We start from the raw sequence: 15,390 nt of genomic DNA, 5'->3' as shown, positions 1-15,390 counted from the left end.
TTTTATTGCCTGAAGATCAAGGGATCGCAGCCTTCGGCAGCTCCTACGGGGCACGCATTCCAAAGTAGGAGCTGCCGAAGGCTGCGATCTTTTGATCTTATCGTTAGCCTGCTTCCTTTTATTTCCCGCCCACGCCATGATGCAGTTCTCCCACCGCCGCCCGCGAACGAGCCCTCATGTCTGCGCAGCAACTGCCCCCGCAAAGCTCCATGGCGATCACCCTGCAGATCGTCTCTATCGTCTTCTATACCTTTATTGCTTTCCTCTGCATCGGTTTGCCGATTGCGGTGATACCGGGCTATGTCCATGAACAGCTGGGTTTCAGCGCGATCATCGCGGGGCTGACTATTGGCTGCCAATACCTGGCCACCCTGCTCAGCCGCCCGATGGCCGGGCGCATGTCGGACAGCGTCGGCACCAAGCGCGCAATCGTTTACGGTTTGTCGGGGATTGTGTTGAGTGGTCTTTTGACGCTGCTCTCGACCTTGCTGCAAAGCTTTCCGTTGCTGAGCCTGTTGATTCTGATTGCTGGCCGCCTGTTGTTGGGGATCGCCCAAGGTTTGATCGGCGTCGGCACCATCAGTTGGTGCATGGGCCAGGTCGGCGCCGAGCACACGGCGCGTTCGATTTCCTGGAACGGGATTGCGTCCTATGGCGCGATTGCCATTGGTGCACCGCTGGGAGTGGTGATGGTCGCCGACTACGGCTTTGAAAGCCTGGGGATTGTCCTGTCGGTGCTGGCGTTGGGAGCGCTGTTGTTGATCCGCAATAAACCGTCAGTGCCGGTGATTCGCGGTGAGCGTCTGCCGTTCTGGGCAGTGTTCGGGCGTATTGCGCCGTTCGGCGCAAGCCTGAGCCTGGCGTCCATCGGCTACGGCACCCTGACTACTTTTATTACCCTGTATTACCTCAACCGTGGCTGGACCGGCGCGGCGTATTGCCTGACGGTGTTCGGCGTGTGTTTCATTTTGTCGCGGCTGCTGTTCATTTCTGCGATCAGCCGTTTCGGCGGATTCACTTCGGCCATCGCCTGCATGACCATCGAGACCGTGGGCCTGATGTTGCTGTGGCTGGCGCCGTCCACCGGTTACGCGTTGATCGGCGCCGGGCTGACCGGATTCGGCCTGTCGCTGGTGTATCCAGCACTCGGGGTTGAAGCGATCAAGCAGGTGCCCAACTCCAGCCGTGGAGCGGGGTTGAGTGCTTATGCGGTGTTTTTTGATCTGGCGCTGGCGATTGCCGGACCGCTGATGGGCGCGGTGGCGTTGAACCTGGGGTATTCGTGGATTTTCTTTAGTGCGGCGTTGTTGTCCGTCACCGGCCTTGGCTTGACGCTACTACTGAAACGCCGCGCAATCGCCTGACAACCACGATCCACTGTGGGAGCGGGCTTGCTCGCGAAGGCGTCAGGTCAGACGATGCAATGTTGACTGACACACCGCTTTCGCGAGCAAGCCCGCTCCCACAGGGGTGATGCGGTGTTGATTAGATTATTGATCAGCCGTCTGCATCCCCGCCCGACTCGGCTTGCCCAATGCATGGGAGAAGAATCGCCCCGCTTCGGAGATCAGGTTGCGGTGGATGTCTTCGCGATCGACGCCATCCGCATCAGTGCACAGCGCCGGCATGGCGATGATTTGTTCTTCGTTGCACGGCGCCATAAACACAAAGTGCCCTGCCCCGGCCAGTAACTTGAAGTCCGGCGCGATCGGCAGTTTGCGCGCCAGTGCTGCGGCGTTTTTGTCGAACGCCACCAGTTTGTCGCCGTCGCCGCTGTAAAGCAGTACCGGCACATGCACGTCGGCCAGGGTATGGCGGCCGAATTTCAGGCTCAGCGGCGCCATCAGCAACAAGGCATGGACCCGCGGGTCGGCCACTGGCTGCAAATCATCACGATCGACAATCAATTCGCCCTGCGTGTTGCAGGCATCGCGGTCATCCGGGCGTTCCTGGCAATAGCGCCGCAGGCGATCCAGATCAGGCGTGGCGCCGGAGAGAATCAACGCCGTTTCGCCGCCCGCCGAGTAACCAATCACCCCCACCTGGTCGGCGTTGACGAATGGCGCGAGCATCGCATCGCCCAAGGTCGCGGTAATCGCTTCGGAAATTTGCAGAGGTCGGCCGTACAAGTTGCTCAAGGTGCCGAGACGGCTGTGATCCTTGGAGTTGTCACCGGGATGGATCACCGCGACGACCACAAACCCCTTGCGGGCCAGCGAGGTGGCGAGGTCGTGCAGGGCCAGCGGCGTGCCGACGTTGCCGTGGGAGAGCATCAACATCGGGAAACGCCCGATGGCGACTCTGGCATCTTCACCCGCCTCGACGGTGTAGCCTTCGAGTTTGCTGGTGTGATCCTTGTCGCTGGACGGATAAAAGGCGATGGCACGCATCGGCTGCAAATCCAGCGGATCGAGGAACGTCATCTCGTGATAACCGACGCTCCAGTGAGAATGCAACCCGGGCGCAGCGTGCACTGAAATCAGGCTGCTGAGCAGGCATATCAGTAACGTTGCACAAAGACGCACCATGGGATGCCCCACCTTTGTTACATAACCGGGAAGCCCGTTACGCTTCGACTATCGAAGACTCGGCCTTGTGCCAGTGTTTACGGCCATCAGGGTCGATACAGAACGGGGACGTTAACCCTCGACTGCATAACCTGGGCCAGAACTAAAAAAACCGTCAAAAACAAAAAAACTCTGTAACTGATCATTACGATGATCAGAATACAGAGTTTTTTGGGTATTGCCTGAGCTGTTTAGTATTTTTTACGCAAGCCTTACACAGGCCTTATGCCGCAGCGAACAATTGCTCGCTGATCTGCGTGTGAGCATCGCTCATGGCTTTGGTGCGTACTTCGTCACCGTAGGCCAGGCCGTGAGCACGGACGAACTCAATATCAGTAACGCCCAGGAAACCGAACAGCACCTTCAGATAGTCTTCGTGAGCGACGCCAGTCGCCTGACCCACGTGCAGACCACCAGAAGTCGAAACGATCACGACTTTTTTGCCACCGCACAGGCCTTCAGGGCCGGCTTCGGTGTAGCGGAAGGTCTGGCCGGCAACGGCGATGCGGTCGATCCAGGCCTTGAGTTGGGTCGGGATGGTGAAGTTGTACATCGGGGCTGCAATGACTACAGCATCAGCGGCGATGAATTCGGCCAGGGTCGAAGCGCTCAGCTCGGCTTCGTGTTGTTGCGCGGCGTTGCGCAGTTCAGCGGTGGTGCCGGCAGCGACCAGGGTCGTGGCGGAGAAATGGCTGATGGCGTCGGCGGCCAGGTCACGGTAAGTCACAACTGCCGAAGCGTCTGCAGCCTGCCAGGCCTTGACCACTTCGCCGCTCAGCTGACGGGAAGCCGAGTTGTCACCCAAAATGCTCGAATCGATATGCAACAGTTTCATAAAGGATCTCCAGGTGAGGATCGCCACCGGGCGATCTGATGGAGAGAATCCTACAGATGAAACCAATAGCTGATTAGACCGCAACAATGCGATAGTTCGTCCCACTGATAGAACAATCGAGTGCACACCATGCAAGACCTGAATGACCTCTACTATTTCGCCAAGGTGGTCGAAGCAGGTGGTTTCGCCGCAGCCGGGCGTTTGCTGGGGATTCCCAAGTCGCGGCTTTCGCGGCGCATCGCCGAGCTGGAAGAACGTTTGGGCGCGCGCCTGCTGCAACGTACCACCCGGCAACTCAAGCTGACGGCCGTGGGCGAACGTTATCTGCGGCACTGCCAGGCGATGCTGCTGGAAGCGGAGATGGCCGACGAAGCAGTGGCCAGCATGTCCAGCGAACCTCGAGGACGGTTGCGGGTGTCATGCCCGGTGGGCTTGGCCAATCAAATATTGCCAACGGTGATCAGTGATTTCCTGGAGAAGTACCCACAAGTCCAGCTGGAAGTCATGCTGCTCAACCGACGGGTAGACCTGGTCACCGAAGGCGTCGATGTCGCCCTGCGTGTCCGCGAGTCGGGGGATGAAGATCCGCTATTGGTTACCCGACGCCTGCGTCAGGCGCAGACGCTGATGGTCGCCAGTCCCGCTTTCCTGAATGGCCGGGAGATCAATCACCCGGAAGACCTCAAGGGCCTGCCGGTACTCGGCGCCCTGGAGCCCGACCGCATGGTGCATATCCGCATGCTCGATCAACAGGGCAAAAGCTGTGACCTGGCCCTGGAGGCACGATTGGGTATCGACGACTTTATTGTGCGCCGGACCTGCGCCCTCGCCGGCCAGGGCTTTACGGTTCTGCCGATGATGTACTGCGAAGAGGAAATCGCCGACGGCTCACTGATCCAGTTATTGCCTGACTGGTCATTGCCTGGCGGCTGGCTGCAAGCGGTCTACCCTCATCGGCGCGGGGTGATGCCGGCCGTACGCGCCTGGCTCGACCATTTGATCGAATCATTCAATGCCTGTGGGGACCGATTGATATGAAGGCTGGACGCATGAGCGAAGCGGATGTCGCACAGTTTTGCCTGACGCTGCCCGGTGCGCGGGAGGATTACAAATGGGGTGGCGTGCGGGTGTTTTCGATTGCCGGAAACAAGATGTTTGCGCTGCAGAACCTGCGGGGCGATTCCCTGGCGTTCAAGGTCGACAAGGATCTGTTTCTCGGTCATTGCGACCGACCGGGCATTCACCCGGCGCCATACCTGGCCCGGGCGCAATGGATCATCATGCAGACGCCCTACCCGCTGGGCGCCGAAGAACTGCAAGCCTTGCTGCAACGTTCCCACCAACTGGTGGTGAGCAAATTGCCCAAGCGCACCCAGGTCGGACTGTTGCTCTAGAACAGCGCGAATAGGTGCGCGCCAAGGAACAACTGGTCGATCCAGAACACCTGATGCAGCAGCACGATGAGCCAGAACACCAGTTGAAACGAGACTTTGCGGGTCTTGTGCCGAAACACTTGCTGGGCCAACAACGCGCCCGGCCAGCCACCGGCCAGTTCCACGGCGTGCAAAACGTTTTCCGGGGTGCGCCAGGTATCGGCTCGGGCCTTGCGTTTGTCGCTCCAGTAAAGGAAAAACGCGATCACGCTGACCACTCCGTAAGCGGCCAGCGGAATCACTGACACCCTGCGCAGCCACAACACCAGCGAGCCATACAGCGGCAGCGCGCAGAGGACAGCGAACGCCAGCAGTTTCAAGCGTGGATGCTGGAGTTCGCCCCCGGACTTGCGTCCGGGGTTGTACCGCGCGCCGGAATCACTCATGGCTTGGCAGCGGCCCAATCAACCCAACCGAACTGCCAGGTCGCCAGGATCACCAGACCGAACGCAATGCGATACCAGGCAAACGCCGCATAGCTGTGGCTGGCAATGAACTTGAGCAGTGCCTTGACCGCGATCATCGCGAAGATGAAGGCCGTGATGAAGCCGACGGCAAACACCGGGAAGTCTGCCGGCACGAACAAATGACGGTACTTGAACCCCGAATACACCGCCGCCGCGACCATGGTCGGCATGGCCAGGAAAAACGAGAACTCGGTAGCGGTTTTACGCGACAGCCCGAACAGCAGGCCGCCAATGATCGTCGAGCCGGAACGCGATGTTCCCGGAATCATCGCCAGGCACTGGGCAAAACCGACTTTCAACGCGTCCTGCCAAGTGATCTGGTCGACCGTTTCGGCATGCACTTCATGCTGACGTTTCTCGGCCCACAGCATGATGATCCCGCCCACGACCAACGCAGCTGCCACCGTAATCGGGTTGAACAGGTACTGGTGAATCAAATCGGAAAAAATCACCCCCAAGACCACGGCCGGCATGAAGGCAATCAGCAAGTTGGCGGTAAAGCGACGCGCACTCGGCTGGGTCGGCAAGCCGGTGACCACGTCGAGGATTTTGCGACGAAACTCCCAGACCACCGCAAGGATCGCGCCCAACTGGATGATGATATTGAACGCGATCGCCCGTTCACCACCGAAGTTGAGCAAGTCCGCGACAATTATCTGGTGCCCGGTACTGGAAATGGGCAAAAACTCCGTCAGCCCTTCTACAACTCCAAGAATCAATGCCTGAAAGGCCGTCCAAAGATCCATCAATCCCCCAAAGGCTATGCGTCAAGGCATGCCCCGTTAGTATTTTTAATACGTTCACTGCGCTCAGCGTAGCTGAAGTTCCGCGCGCACAGGATCCCTACGAAACCGTAAAAATCTCGTGAAAAATCAACTTGGATTCAGGTTTTTCCGCGCGAGGCCGAAATCCTATCAGACAAGCTCCGTTTACGCCGCCATGTCATTGGACTTCGGTCTGATATGCCCGATCGGCAAAGTGTGGTTGGATGCTGGCGATCATTTTTTACAAGAAAAAGAATCTGGAGTGACAGCGTTATGAACAGCTTGCGCAGTGTGTCGATCAGCCGACGCTTGTGGCTCATCTTGATCGTGGCCATCGTGATGTTATTGACGTTGGGCATGTTGATGCTCAAACAGATTCACGACGATCTGTATCACGCCAAGGCCCAGAAAACCCAGCATGTGGTGCAGACCGCCAGTGGCATTCTCAACTACTACCATGACTTGGAAACGGCCGGCACTCTGACCCGTGAGGCCGCGCAAAAACAAGCCCTGACGGTGGTTCGCGGCCTGCGCTATGACCAGAACGACTACTTCTGGATCAACGACCTGACGCCGGTGATGATCATGCACCCGGCCAACCCGAAACTCGAAGGCCAGAACCTGTCGGGCATCCGCGACCCGGACGGTTTTGCGCTGTTCAACGAAATGGTGATCATCGCCAAGGCCAAGGGTGCCGGCATGGTTGATTACCGTTGGCCGAAACCGGGCGCCAGTGCGCCGGTGGAAAAAACCTCCTACGTCAAGTTGTTCGAGCCTTGGGGCTGGGTGATCGGTTCGGGCGTGTACATCGATGACATGCAAGCCGAGTTCTACGGCCAAGTCTGGAAAGCCTCGTTTATCGGCGTGGTGATTGCGCTGATCATGGCGCTGCTGGTGATCATGATTGCCCGCAGCATCGTGCGTCCGCTGCAGGAAACCGTGAACGCCATGGCCAACATTGCCAGCGGCGAAAGCGACCTGACCCGCAGCCTTGATACCCATGGCCAGGACGAAGTCACGCAACTGGCGCGACACTTCAACGCCTTCACCGCCAAGTTGCGTCTGGTTATCAGTCAGTTGCAGGTCTCCGCCAGCGCTTTGGGCCAGTCGTCCAGCGACCTGGGCAACGACGCCGTGCAGGCTCAGCAACGCAGTCAACAGCAGTCCCAGCAAATGGAACTGGTGGCGACCGCGATCAACGAAGTGACCTACGGCGTGCAGGATGTGGCCAAGAACGCCGAGCACGCGGCCAGCGAAATGCGTGACGCCGAGTCCCAGGCCCAGCAAGGCCAGGTCAACATTGATGGCAGCTTGCAGCAGATCGATAAACTCTCCGGGACCATCGATCAAGCGGTCGAAGTGATTCGCACCCTGGCCGCCGAAAGCACCCAGATCGGCAGCGTGCTGGAAGTGATCCGCTCGATTGCCGAGCAAACCAACCTGCTGGCGCTCAACGCCGCCATTGAAGCCGCCCGGGCCGGCGAACAAGGTCGCGGCTTTGCGGTGGTGGCCGATGAGGTACGTTTGCTCGCGCAGCGCACCCAGAAGTCCACAGCGGAAATCCAGGCAATGATCGAACGCCTGCAAAACCATTCCGAAGCGGCGGTCAAGGTGATCGGCGACAGCAGCCGCGCGTCGCAACTGACCATTGAACAGGCCGGCCTGGCCGGTGCGAGCCTGAGCGCCATCGGCCAGGCCTTGCGCAACCTCAACGGGCTGAATGCCTCGATTGCCAGTGCCACCCTGCAACAGGCGCATGTGGTGGAAGACATTAACCAGAACGTCACCCAGGCGGCCGGTTTGTCCCACAGCACGGCGCTTGCGGCAGAGCAATCGAGCCTGGCCAGTGTTCACCTCAAGGAATTGAGTGAGCAGTTGAACGGGTTGCTCAAGCAATTTCGGGTGTAAAGCGAAAAGATCGCAGCCTTCAGCAGCTACTACAGGGTTATGTGTACACCTGTAGGAGTTGCCGAAGGCTGCGATCTTTTGATCTACCCGCTACAATCGCCCCCCTCTTCGACTTCCCCTAGGAACCGCCATGTCCGGGCTTGAACTGTTTGCTGCCGCCCTCGGCGTGATCGCCGTCTGGCTGACGGTCAAACAGAATCCCTGGTGCTGGCCGATCGGGCTGGTGATGGTGCTGCTTTACAGCTGGATCTTCTTCGAGGTGAAGCTGTATTCGGACATGCTGCTGCAAGTGATCTACGCCGCGTTGCAACTCTATGGCTGGTGGCAATGGACTCGCGCCGGCGATGCCCATGATGGCCGGCAAGTGAGTGAACTGAATGCGCGCTCAATCCTGCTCGGGCTCGCCGCGGGTGCCATCGGCAGTCTGTTGCTGGGCGCGGCCATGGCCCACTGGACCGATGCTGCCCAACCCTGGCTCGATGCCGCGCTGACCGGTTTCAGCCTGGTGGCGCAGTTATGGATGGCGCAAAAACGCGTGCAATGCTGGCCACTGTGGATCGTCCTGGATGTGATCTTTGTCAGCCTGTTCATCTACAAAGGTCTGTACCTGACCGCAACCCTCTACGGCTTGTTCACCCTGATCGCGGTGCAAGGCTGGCGTGAATGGCGCGCCGATCCGGCGTTGCACGCATGAAAGTGCTGGTGCTGACAGGCCCGGAATCCAGCGGCAAAAGCTGGCTTTCGAGTGAGATTCAGGCCAGTTTTGGCGGCCTGTTGGTTGGTGAGTACGTTCGGCATTTCATCGACAGCGAAGCCCGCGACACCCGATACGATGACATTCCTTCCATCGCTCTCGGCCAGTTGGCCTGGGAAGATGAAGCACGAGCCAAACAACCGTCACTGTTGATTCTCGATACTCACCTCTTGAGCAATATCCTTTGGAGTCGCACGTTGTTTGGCGCTTGCCCGACGTGGATCGAGCAAGCGTTGCTGGCACGGCACTACGACCTGCATTTGCTGCTGAGCCCTGACACCGTAGCCTGGCATGACGACGGGCAGCGTTGCCAACCGCAACTGGCAGAACGCCAAGAGTTTTTCCAGGCCAGCCGCGAATGGCTTGAGCTGCACCATCAGCCCTATCAGGTACTGCAAGGTGACTGGAAAGAGCGCAAGGACGCGGCATTTGAGGCTGTGACGCGATTACTCAAGGCCTGACACGGGACTCCCCGCCCTGCCGCAAGTGTCCATTCCTGAAACACCCCCTCCTGAGCGAACCCGCAAGCTAAAGCGATTCGAGCACTTCAAAAAGAAAATGTTAAGCCAGTGATACACCCAGCCTTTCTGCGCTCTAGCGAGCATTGCCGCCAGCATGGAGGGCGTATTTGCCTGGCTGTGTCTCAGCGGCGTTACAAATATTTTTTGACTATCTAGAGAATTAAAGACAACCCACTGTTTTTAAAAGAGAAACCAAAAGCGGCACACCTTCTGCTCTCTTCCTCGCAACGCTGATAAGGGCCAGCGTTTAATCACAGAAGGAATTGCCGCCGTGGGGAAATTCGATAAGAGCATCTATAGCCTCCTGCTGGTCGGATGCGCACTGGGCTCAAGTGTCTGCCTGCCAGTCCAGGCTGACAACGGCATTATCACGATCAAACGTGATGTCCAAACGCGCAACGCAACGATTCCTCCGCTGATCCCCGACCCGCACCCGACGACCGTCAATGCCAACCCGTCCCAACATATCCTCAACCAAACGAACGAGTTGAGCGACGGCGACTTTGCGGGCGTTGCCAGTGGTGCTGGCATCAGTCGCCTGGTGACTCAAAACACCAACAACATGGGCGGCAATATCAGCAACCAGAGCCAACTTTCCAACCTCCCCGGTGGGCGTTCGGGAAACTCGGGCAACGGCATTGCCAACATGGTCAATTCGAACGTCCAGCAAGGCCTGGGTGCTCTGAAAATCATAACGGGAGACCGTTAGCATGAATCGTTCGTTGCTGATTATCGCCATGTTTTGCAGTGCATCGTCCTTCGCTCAATCTCCCGTCATTAATAACGCCGACATCGACAATTCGGGTATGCAGTATCAAGGCAATCTCGGGGTCAACCAGGCTGCGGGCGACCAGCAGCAACAGGCCAACGCCCGGGCCATCGCCATTGGCCACAACGCCAATGCATCCACACAGATTCGCCAACGGCTGCGTTCACATGCAGACCCCCGCATCGACGCCAGCTCCAGCATTCAAGGTGACTCCTTCAGCCACGGCAACGGCGTGCTGGGCGTCAACCAGAGCTCGGGCGCCAACAACCAGCAGGCCAATGCCCTGCGGATAAGCATCAGTACACAGCCGCAAAGTATCGACGACAGCGTCCTTCTTCAACAGAACGTGGCGCTGATCAACAACTCCGATCCAACTGACTCTGCACCAGGCTATCGCCAGGTCGCCACAAGCGATCAGGCCTTCACCGGTAGCCGCGGGGTAATTCAGTTGAATCAGAGCGCCGGGGTGGGAAACCGAACGGCCAACACCGTGAGCGTACGGGTCGCGGATTGACCCAAAACAGGTAAAAACAACACTTAACCTAAAATAAGTACGGAGAATCACCATGAAACCTTCGATGGCAATCAAGCCTCTGGTTTTCGCAATTGCTGCGGTCATGGCTGTTGCTGTACAAGCTGGACAAAGTGACGACCACCATAATGGCCACCACAATGGCCATAACAACAACGGTCAACACACCCCTCCTCCAACCAGGATCCCTACCTACGCCACGGCGAATGCATGGGACACCCAAACCAGCACCAACAACCGCATCAGCAATGCTGGCACGGAAAACTCTGCAGAGATGAATAACTCTGCCACAGGCACCAGCGGTAACGTCGGCGTCAACGTGGCAGCAGGCGACGGCAACCAACAAGACAACGCGGCTGCCATTGCCAACGCTGCTGCTGCGGCCCCAGACAATGCCTTCGTATTCGGCACTGCCAGCGCCACCGCTTCCGTCACACAAACCAGCAGTAATAACCGTGTCGACAACTATGGCAGCACTGCTTCTGCCTCGATGAGCGGATCGGCTAACGGCGGCAGCGGCAACATGGGTGTCAACGTTGCTGGCGGCGACCTTAACCAACAGAAAAACACCATGGCCATTGCTAACACCAATGCTCCACTGGGTAACGCAACAGCCACCGCCTCTGCTAATCAAAGTGGTCCTGGCCTGACCGTGAATAACAGTGCCGATCGGACCTACCGTGTGGATACGCTGACATTTACCACCTCGGCGAGCGGCAGTGCCGACTACGCTAAGGCGAGTGCAGCGTCCGGCAGTAAAAGCTCCTCTTCGAGCTTTGACGTGAGCGGTTCGAAAAGCTTCGATGCCAGTGGTTCAAAAAGCTTCGAGAAGAGCAGTTCTTCTAGCTCTTCTTTGAATGCTTCGTTGAACGCTACGCTGGATGCTTCTGTCGAAGCTTCGAAAAACGCTTCCTGGGACTATGGCCATCACAATTCGGGCAGCAGCAGTTCGTCAGCCGACGCTTCTCTGAACGCATCGCTTGATGCAACGCTCGACGTATCGGTCGATAAATCGCACCAAAAATCGGGCAGCTCGTCGTTCGATAAATCGTTCGATTCTTCGTTCGAAAAATCGGGCAGCAAATCCCACGAGTCTTCGTATGACAAGGCGAAAGCCTACGCTGAGAGCAGTTCATTTGATCTGAGCAACACGTATTCCTATCAAGTGCTGACTCCAACTGGCTGGGCTAACCCTGTGACCAATACTGCAACCCTGAGCGGTTCGGTAAATGGTGGCAGCGGCAACCTCGGCGTCAACGTGGCTGCTGGTGTGGGCAACCAACAAAGCAACTCGCTGGCCATTTCCAACAACTCGTTCTAATGGCTGTCTTTGGGGCCCCCTCACGGGGGCCTTTTTCAACAACAACCAGAAGGCGTCCCACCATGCGCATTATCGCCTTGGCAATTTTGCTTTGCGTGGCCAGTGTGATCGAGGCTGCACAAATGCCGCTTGCCTTCCTGCCGGGTGGCGCGGTTGTGTACAAGCCGATCCAGAGCGTACGCGAGCGTAAATTTGCCGACCTGGTGCAACAAAAAACCGACTTCAGTTGCGGCGCAGCTGCCCTGGCGACCGTATTGCGCCAGGCCTATTGGCTGGACGTGAGTGAAAATCAGATCATTGAAGGCATGCTGGCCCACTCGGATCAAAATCTTGTCCGGGTCCAGGGTTTCTCCATGCTCGACATGAAGCATTACGTAGAAAGCATCGGCATGCGGGCCCGTGGCTACCGGGTAGCAACGGAAACCTTGAGCGAAATCAAAATTCCGGTCGTGGTACTCATGGATATCCGTGGCTACAAGCATTTTGTGGTCTTGCAAAGAGTCCATAAAGGCTGGGTCTATATCGGAGATCCGGTACTCGGTCATAAACGTTTCAGCGTCGACGACTTTGTCAAAGGCTGGAACGGCATCATCTTTGCCGTCATCGGCCAAGGCTACGACAAAAACAATGCGTTGCTCGAGCCACCCATGCCTCTGACTGCAAAAAACCGCATCAACATGTTCAGCCCGGTGCAAGACGCGGAGTTGATGGATTTCGGATTCATCCAAAGCGACTTCTTCTAATAACAAGGGAGCACGAAGCTCCGGGAGCATCCAATGAAAACTTCAACCTGGCTGGCCCTGGTTTGCCTGGCCGCCAGCCTTCCAACCCAGGCACAGATGTTCAAACCCATTGAACTGAAGGATCAGGAACTGGCGAACCTGCGAGGCCGATTTGTCATGCCGGGACGGATCGTCAGTTTCGGCATTGTCATGACCAGCACTTGGCAGAATGCCGAAGGTCAATTGATCGGGGCGACGTCCGCGATGCAAATTCAACAATCGACCATCAAGCCCCAGTTCTATGTGTCGATGATCGACGAAAAACCTGCTGGCCAAACGAGTTCGCAAGGCTCCGGCTCCGGCGCAGGTACAGGTACAGGTACAGGCACCGTCACTGGCGGTAACGGCCTCAACAGCACCGAAGGTGTCACTCAAGTCGTGCGGGCTGCCGGCGACAACAACACTGCCTACAACAACGTTGATATCAACGTCGCAAAAGCCAGCCAGGTCGACCAGACCCCCGCTACGCAACCGCAGGGCCAGGCATTGGCCGCAGGCTCGACGGTGGTCGGCAACAATGGTGCGGGCTCGCTCAGCGTTTCCTCGACCGGTACTGGCGTGCAACTCAACATCGTGGCTAACAACAACCAGGGCAGTACCATGCAACGCCTGGCCCAGGGTGGACTGATGCAGAACACGACTTTGCTTGGCAGTAGCAACCAGGTCCGCAACCTCACATCCTTAAATGTCGTGCTGCGTGACAACGTGCCGACAGCCGGATCGGTGAGCGGCAATCTGGATCAGCTCAAAGGTCTTCGCACTATCGGATTCTGATCTACGCTCTGTCTCATCAGATTAAATCAGAAGGGACGGCTAACCCATGCACCGATCGTTAACGTTCAGAGCTATCGTCTGTTTGAGTAGCCTGACCCCGGCCACACTGCTATACGCAGCACCGGATCCTCAGGTCGAAGCACTAAAACAAGAACTCACGGAGTTGAAACAGCGTTACGAAGCACAACAAAACGCGCTGATGGTACTTGAGCAGCGTGTTCGCCAAGTCGAAGAAACACCTGCAACACCGGCGCCCAAACGCCTGACCAAATCCCCCGCCGAGAAGGTCAAGGGTGGTCAGACGGTGGCCGCCGGTGCTCCCGGAGCCAGTGGCAGTTCATACGGCCAATCGCTCAAGGATGATTCGGAGCCCGCGCAAAGCGTTTCCAACCTGTATGACGAAGCCAGCGGCTTCTTTGGTGGCGGCAAGTTCAGCCTCGAAACCGGCGTGACCTACACCCACTACGATACCCGGGCATTAACGCTCAACGGCTTCCTGGCACTGGACTCGATTTTTCTCGGCAACATCAACCTCGACCGCATCAAGGCCGACAACTGGACCCTGGACCTGACCGCTCGCTACAACGTGGCGCAACGCTGGCAGTTCGACATAAACGTCCCGATTGTTTATCGCGAATCAACGTACTCCTCCGGTGGCGCTGGTGGCGCAGGACCGGTGACGTCGGACGCAACCGTTACCCGGGACCCGACCATCGGCGACGTGAACGTTGGCGTGGCGTACAAGTTTCTGGATGAGTCGGCCAATTGGCCCGACGCGGTCGCTACACTGCGCGTCAAGGCTCCGACCGGGAAGGACCCTTACGGCATCAAGCTGGTCAGTGACCCGACCAACGACAACCTCTCGGTCCCCGAGGACCTGCCTACCGGCAATGGTGTCTGGGCGATCACCCCGGGTATCTCGCTGGTCAAGACCTTCGACCCTGCCGTGCTGTTCGGCACCCTGGCCTACACCTACAACATACAAGACTCTTTCAGCGACATCAGCCCTCAGGTCGGTTCCAAGGTCAAGGGCGATGTGAAGCTGGGTGATTCCTGGCAGGTCGGCGCCGGCATCGCGTTCGCCTTGAACGAGAAGATGAGTATGTCGTTCTCGTTCACCGATCAGTTCGCCCGCAAGAGCAAGATCAAACCGGACGGTGGCGATTGGCAGTCGATTTCCAACAGCGATTACAACGCTGCCAACTTCAACATCGGCATGACTCTGGCAGCTTCGGATAACCTGACAATCGTGCCCAACCTGGCCATTGGCCTGACCGAGGACTCGCCAGACTTTTCCTTCAGCCTGAAATTCCCTTACTACTTCTGATCCACAACGGCAAAGCCCCGCTGCGACTTCAATCGCAGCGGGGCTTTTTTTTGTGGATCAAAAGATCGCAGCCTTCGGCAGCTCCTTGTATCTCGACTATCGCTCCATCAGGAGCGATAGTTCTCGACTGATCATCGAGGGAGGGATCTGGAAGCCGTGCAGCTCCTTAGGCTTTTTGCCTGTGACGTAGATCGTGCTCCAACCCTCCACACTCACTCGTATAGTTCGAACGGTATCTTGGGCCTGCCCCTGGCTAGAGCCCGCATTCGCAAGGTAGGACAGAGTGCAGTGATGATCGCAATTGATCTGATTGGGAGAGCGTTATGTCCAGTTTCGTCGGCGTCGATGTTGCAAAAAACACCTTTGATATCGCTACACACCTGCCAAATGGCAAGCATAAAACCAAGGCCAAACTGGCTAACAATTCCAAGGGTTTTAAAGAGTTCGAAGCTTGGTTGCAGAAGCAGGTCGAACCTTCGGCTCTGATCGTGATGGAAGCCACCAGCGTCTATCACCTGGAACTCGCCGAGTTCGTCTACAACAAGGGCTATAGGGTTTGCGTGGTGAATCCGGCCACCACCCACGCCTATGCCGGCAGCGAGTTACGTCGGGTCAAAACTGACAAAAACGACGCCA

General features: G+C 57.5%; 17 protein-coding genes. 13 read left to right on the top strand and 4 right to left on the bottom strand.

Annotated elements, in window-relative coordinates; all coding sequences use genetic code 11:
* The first annotated feature begins 176 nt into the window (after positions 1-176).
* A complete protein-coding gene (locus tag ACWIKB_RS03915; protein ID WP_475265412.1) occupies positions 177-1,364 on the top strand; it encodes an MFS transporter in 1,188 nt (395 codons plus the stop codon).
* A gap of 126 nt (positions 1,365-1,490) precedes the next feature.
* On the opposite strand, the gene ACWIKB_RS03910 is transcribed toward ACWIKB_RS03915, so the two are convergent.
* Complete coding sequence (locus ACWIKB_RS03910) at positions 1,491-2,528, bottom strand: alpha/beta hydrolase family protein (RefSeq protein WP_475265411.1); 1,038 nt, start codon at positions 2,526-2,528, stop codon at positions 1,491-1,493.
* A 262-nt stretch (positions 2,529-2,790) separates the two neighbouring features.
* The gene (locus ACWIKB_RS03905) at positions 2,791-3,402 is read right to left on the bottom strand and encodes an FMN-dependent NADH-azoreductase (RefSeq protein ID WP_475265410.1); all 612 of its coding nucleotides are present in this window, start codon (positions 3,400-3,402) and stop codon (positions 2,791-2,793) included.
* 129 nt (positions 3,403-3,531) lie between these two features.
* Between ACWIKB_RS03905 and ACWIKB_RS03900 the strand changes: the two genes are divergently transcribed.
* Positions 3,532-4,440, top strand: a complete 909-nt coding sequence (locus tag ACWIKB_RS03900; protein WP_475265409.1) for a LysR substrate-binding domain-containing protein — start codon at positions 3,532-3,534, stop codon at positions 4,438-4,440.
* On the top strand, positions 4,437-4,796 hold the full coding sequence (locus tag ACWIKB_RS03895) for an MmcQ/YjbR family DNA-binding protein (protein ID WP_475265408.1): 360 nt from the start codon (positions 4,437-4,439) through the stop codon (positions 4,794-4,796). The genes ACWIKB_RS03900 and ACWIKB_RS03895 overlap by 4 nt, the downstream gene beginning before the upstream one ends.
* Here the strand turns inward: ACWIKB_RS03895 and ACWIKB_RS03890 are convergent.
* Positions 4,793-5,221 (bottom strand): DUF1294 domain-containing protein, encoded by a 429-nt coding sequence (locus ACWIKB_RS03890; protein ID WP_475265407.1) that lies wholly within the window; start codon positions 5,219-5,221, stop codon positions 4,793-4,795. The genes ACWIKB_RS03895 and ACWIKB_RS03890 overlap by 4 nt on opposite strands.
* The gene (locus ACWIKB_RS03885) at positions 5,218-6,048 is read right to left on the bottom strand and encodes an undecaprenyl-diphosphate phosphatase (protein WP_475265406.1); all 831 of its coding nucleotides are present in this window, start codon (positions 6,046-6,048) and stop codon (positions 5,218-5,220) included. The genes ACWIKB_RS03890 and ACWIKB_RS03885 overlap by 4 nt, the downstream gene beginning before the upstream one ends.
* A 291-nt stretch (positions 6,049-6,339) precedes the next feature.
* On the opposite strand from ACWIKB_RS03885, the gene ACWIKB_RS03880 reads away from it, so the two are divergent.
* From ACWIKB_RS03880 to ACWIKB_RS03835, 10 genes are all read left to right on the top strand, one after another.
* Entirely contained in the window at positions 6,340-7,974 is a 1,635-nt protein-coding gene (locus ACWIKB_RS03880; RefSeq protein WP_475265405.1) for a methyl-accepting chemotaxis protein, read from the top strand.
* Positions 7,975-8,104: 130 nt separating this feature from the next.
* Positions 8,105-8,668 carry a nicotinamide riboside transporter PnuC gene (pnuC, locus tag ACWIKB_RS03875; protein ID WP_475265404.1) on the top strand — a complete coding sequence of 188 codons (564 nt, stop codon included), beginning with the start codon at positions 8,105-8,107 and terminating at the stop codon, positions 8,666-8,668.
* A complete protein-coding gene (locus tag ACWIKB_RS03870) occupies positions 8,665-9,189 on the top strand; it encodes an AAA family ATPase (protein WP_475265853.1) in 525 nt (174 codons plus the stop codon). The genes pnuC and ACWIKB_RS03870 overlap by 4 nt, the downstream gene beginning before the upstream one ends.
* A gap of 331 nt (positions 9,190-9,520) precedes the next feature.
* Positions 9,521-9,958 carry a hypothetical protein gene (locus ACWIKB_RS03865; protein WP_475265403.1) on the top strand — a complete coding sequence of 146 codons (438 nt, stop codon included), beginning with the start codon at positions 9,521-9,523 and terminating at the stop codon, positions 9,956-9,958.
* Between the two features lies 1 nt (position 9,959).
* A complete protein-coding gene (locus tag ACWIKB_RS03860) occupies positions 9,960-10,532 on the top strand; it encodes an adhesin (RefSeq protein WP_475265402.1) in 573 nt (190 codons plus the stop codon).
* Between the two features lie 52 nt (positions 10,533-10,584).
* On the top strand, positions 10,585-11,871 hold the full coding sequence (locus ACWIKB_RS03855; protein ID WP_475265401.1) for a heme utilization protein: 1,287 nt from the start codon (positions 10,585-10,587) through the stop codon (positions 11,869-11,871).
* Between the two features lie 62 nt (positions 11,872-11,933).
* On the top strand, positions 11,934-12,614 hold the full coding sequence (locus ACWIKB_RS03850; protein ID WP_475265400.1) for a C39 family peptidase: 681 nt from the start codon (positions 11,934-11,936) through the stop codon (positions 12,612-12,614).
* A 33-nt stretch (positions 12,615-12,647) separates the two neighbouring features.
* Positions 12,648-13,427, top strand: coding sequence for a hypothetical protein (locus ACWIKB_RS03845; protein ID WP_475265399.1), 780 nt, complete (start codon positions 12,648-12,650; stop codon positions 13,425-13,427).
* A gap of 46 nt (positions 13,428-13,473) precedes the next feature.
* Positions 13,474-14,754 carry a coiled-coil domain-containing protein gene (locus ACWIKB_RS03840; RefSeq protein WP_475265398.1) on the top strand — a complete coding sequence of 427 codons (1,281 nt, stop codon included), beginning with the start codon at positions 13,474-13,476 and terminating at the stop codon, positions 14,752-14,754.
* Positions 14,755-15,077: 323 nt separating this feature from the next.
* A partial coding sequence (locus ACWIKB_RS03835; protein ID WP_475265397.1) for an IS110 family transposase occupies positions 15,078-15,390 on the top strand: 313 nt, incomplete at its 3' end.

This window comes from Pseudomonas sp. 5Vm1k, assembly GCF_056161485.1.
The sequence above is the reverse complement of the archived record's forward strand: the minus strand, read 5'-3'. Positions and strand labels throughout refer to the sequence as shown.

Excerpts from the sequence above, each read along its gene's own strand:
- ACWIKB_RS03890 (WP_475265407.1), bottom strand. The coding sequence starts at position 5,221 with ATGAGTGATTCCGGCGCGCGGTACAACCCCGGACGCAAGTCCGGGGGC.
- ACWIKB_RS03855 (WP_475265401.1), top strand. The coding sequence starts at position 10,585 with ATGAAACCTTCGATGGCAATCAAGCCTCTGGTTTTCGCAATTGCTGCG.
- ACWIKB_RS03880 (WP_475265405.1), top strand. The coding sequence starts at position 6,340 with ATGAACAGCTTGCGCAGTGTGTCGATCAGCCGACGCTTGTGGCTCATC.
- ACWIKB_RS03840 (WP_475265398.1), top strand. The coding sequence starts at position 13,474 with ATGCACCGATCGTTAACGTTCAGAGCTATCGTCTGTTTGAGTAGCCTG.
- ACWIKB_RS03910 (WP_475265411.1), bottom strand. The coding sequence starts at position 2,528 with ATGGTGCGTCTTTGTGCAACGTTACTGATATGCCTGCTCAGCAGCCTG.
- ACWIKB_RS03850 (WP_475265400.1), top strand. The coding sequence starts at position 11,934 with ATGCGCATTATCGCCTTGGCAATTTTGCTTTGCGTGGCCAGTGTGATC.
- ACWIKB_RS03860 (WP_475265402.1), top strand. The coding sequence starts at position 9,960 with ATGAATCGTTCGTTGCTGATTATCGCCATGTTTTGCAGTGCATCGTCC.
- ACWIKB_RS03905 (WP_475265410.1), bottom strand. The coding sequence starts at position 3,402 with ATGAAACTGTTGCATATCGATTCGAGCATTTTGGGTGACAACTCGGCT.
- ACWIKB_RS03870 (WP_475265853.1), top strand. The coding sequence starts at position 8,665 with ATGAAAGTGCTGGTGCTGACAGGCCCGGAATCCAGCGGCAAAAGCTGG.
- ACWIKB_RS03845 (WP_475265399.1), top strand. The coding sequence starts at position 12,648 with ATGAAAACTTCAACCTGGCTGGCCCTGGTTTGCCTGGCCGCCAGCCTT.
- ACWIKB_RS03885 (WP_475265406.1), bottom strand. The coding sequence starts at position 6,048 with ATGGATCTTTGGACGGCCTTTCAGGCATTGATTCTTGGAGTTGTAGAA.
- ACWIKB_RS03900 (WP_475265409.1), top strand. The coding sequence starts at position 3,532 with ATGCAAGACCTGAATGACCTCTACTATTTCGCCAAGGTGGTCGAAGCA.
- pnuC (WP_475265404.1), top strand. The coding sequence starts at position 8,105 with ATGTCCGGGCTTGAACTGTTTGCTGCCGCCCTCGGCGTGATCGCCGTC.
- ACWIKB_RS03895 (WP_475265408.1), top strand. The coding sequence starts at position 4,437 with ATGAAGGCTGGACGCATGAGCGAAGCGGATGTCGCACAGTTTTGCCTG.
- ACWIKB_RS03915 (WP_475265412.1), top strand. The coding sequence starts at position 177 with ATGTCTGCGCAGCAACTGCCCCCGCAAAGCTCCATGGCGATCACCCTG.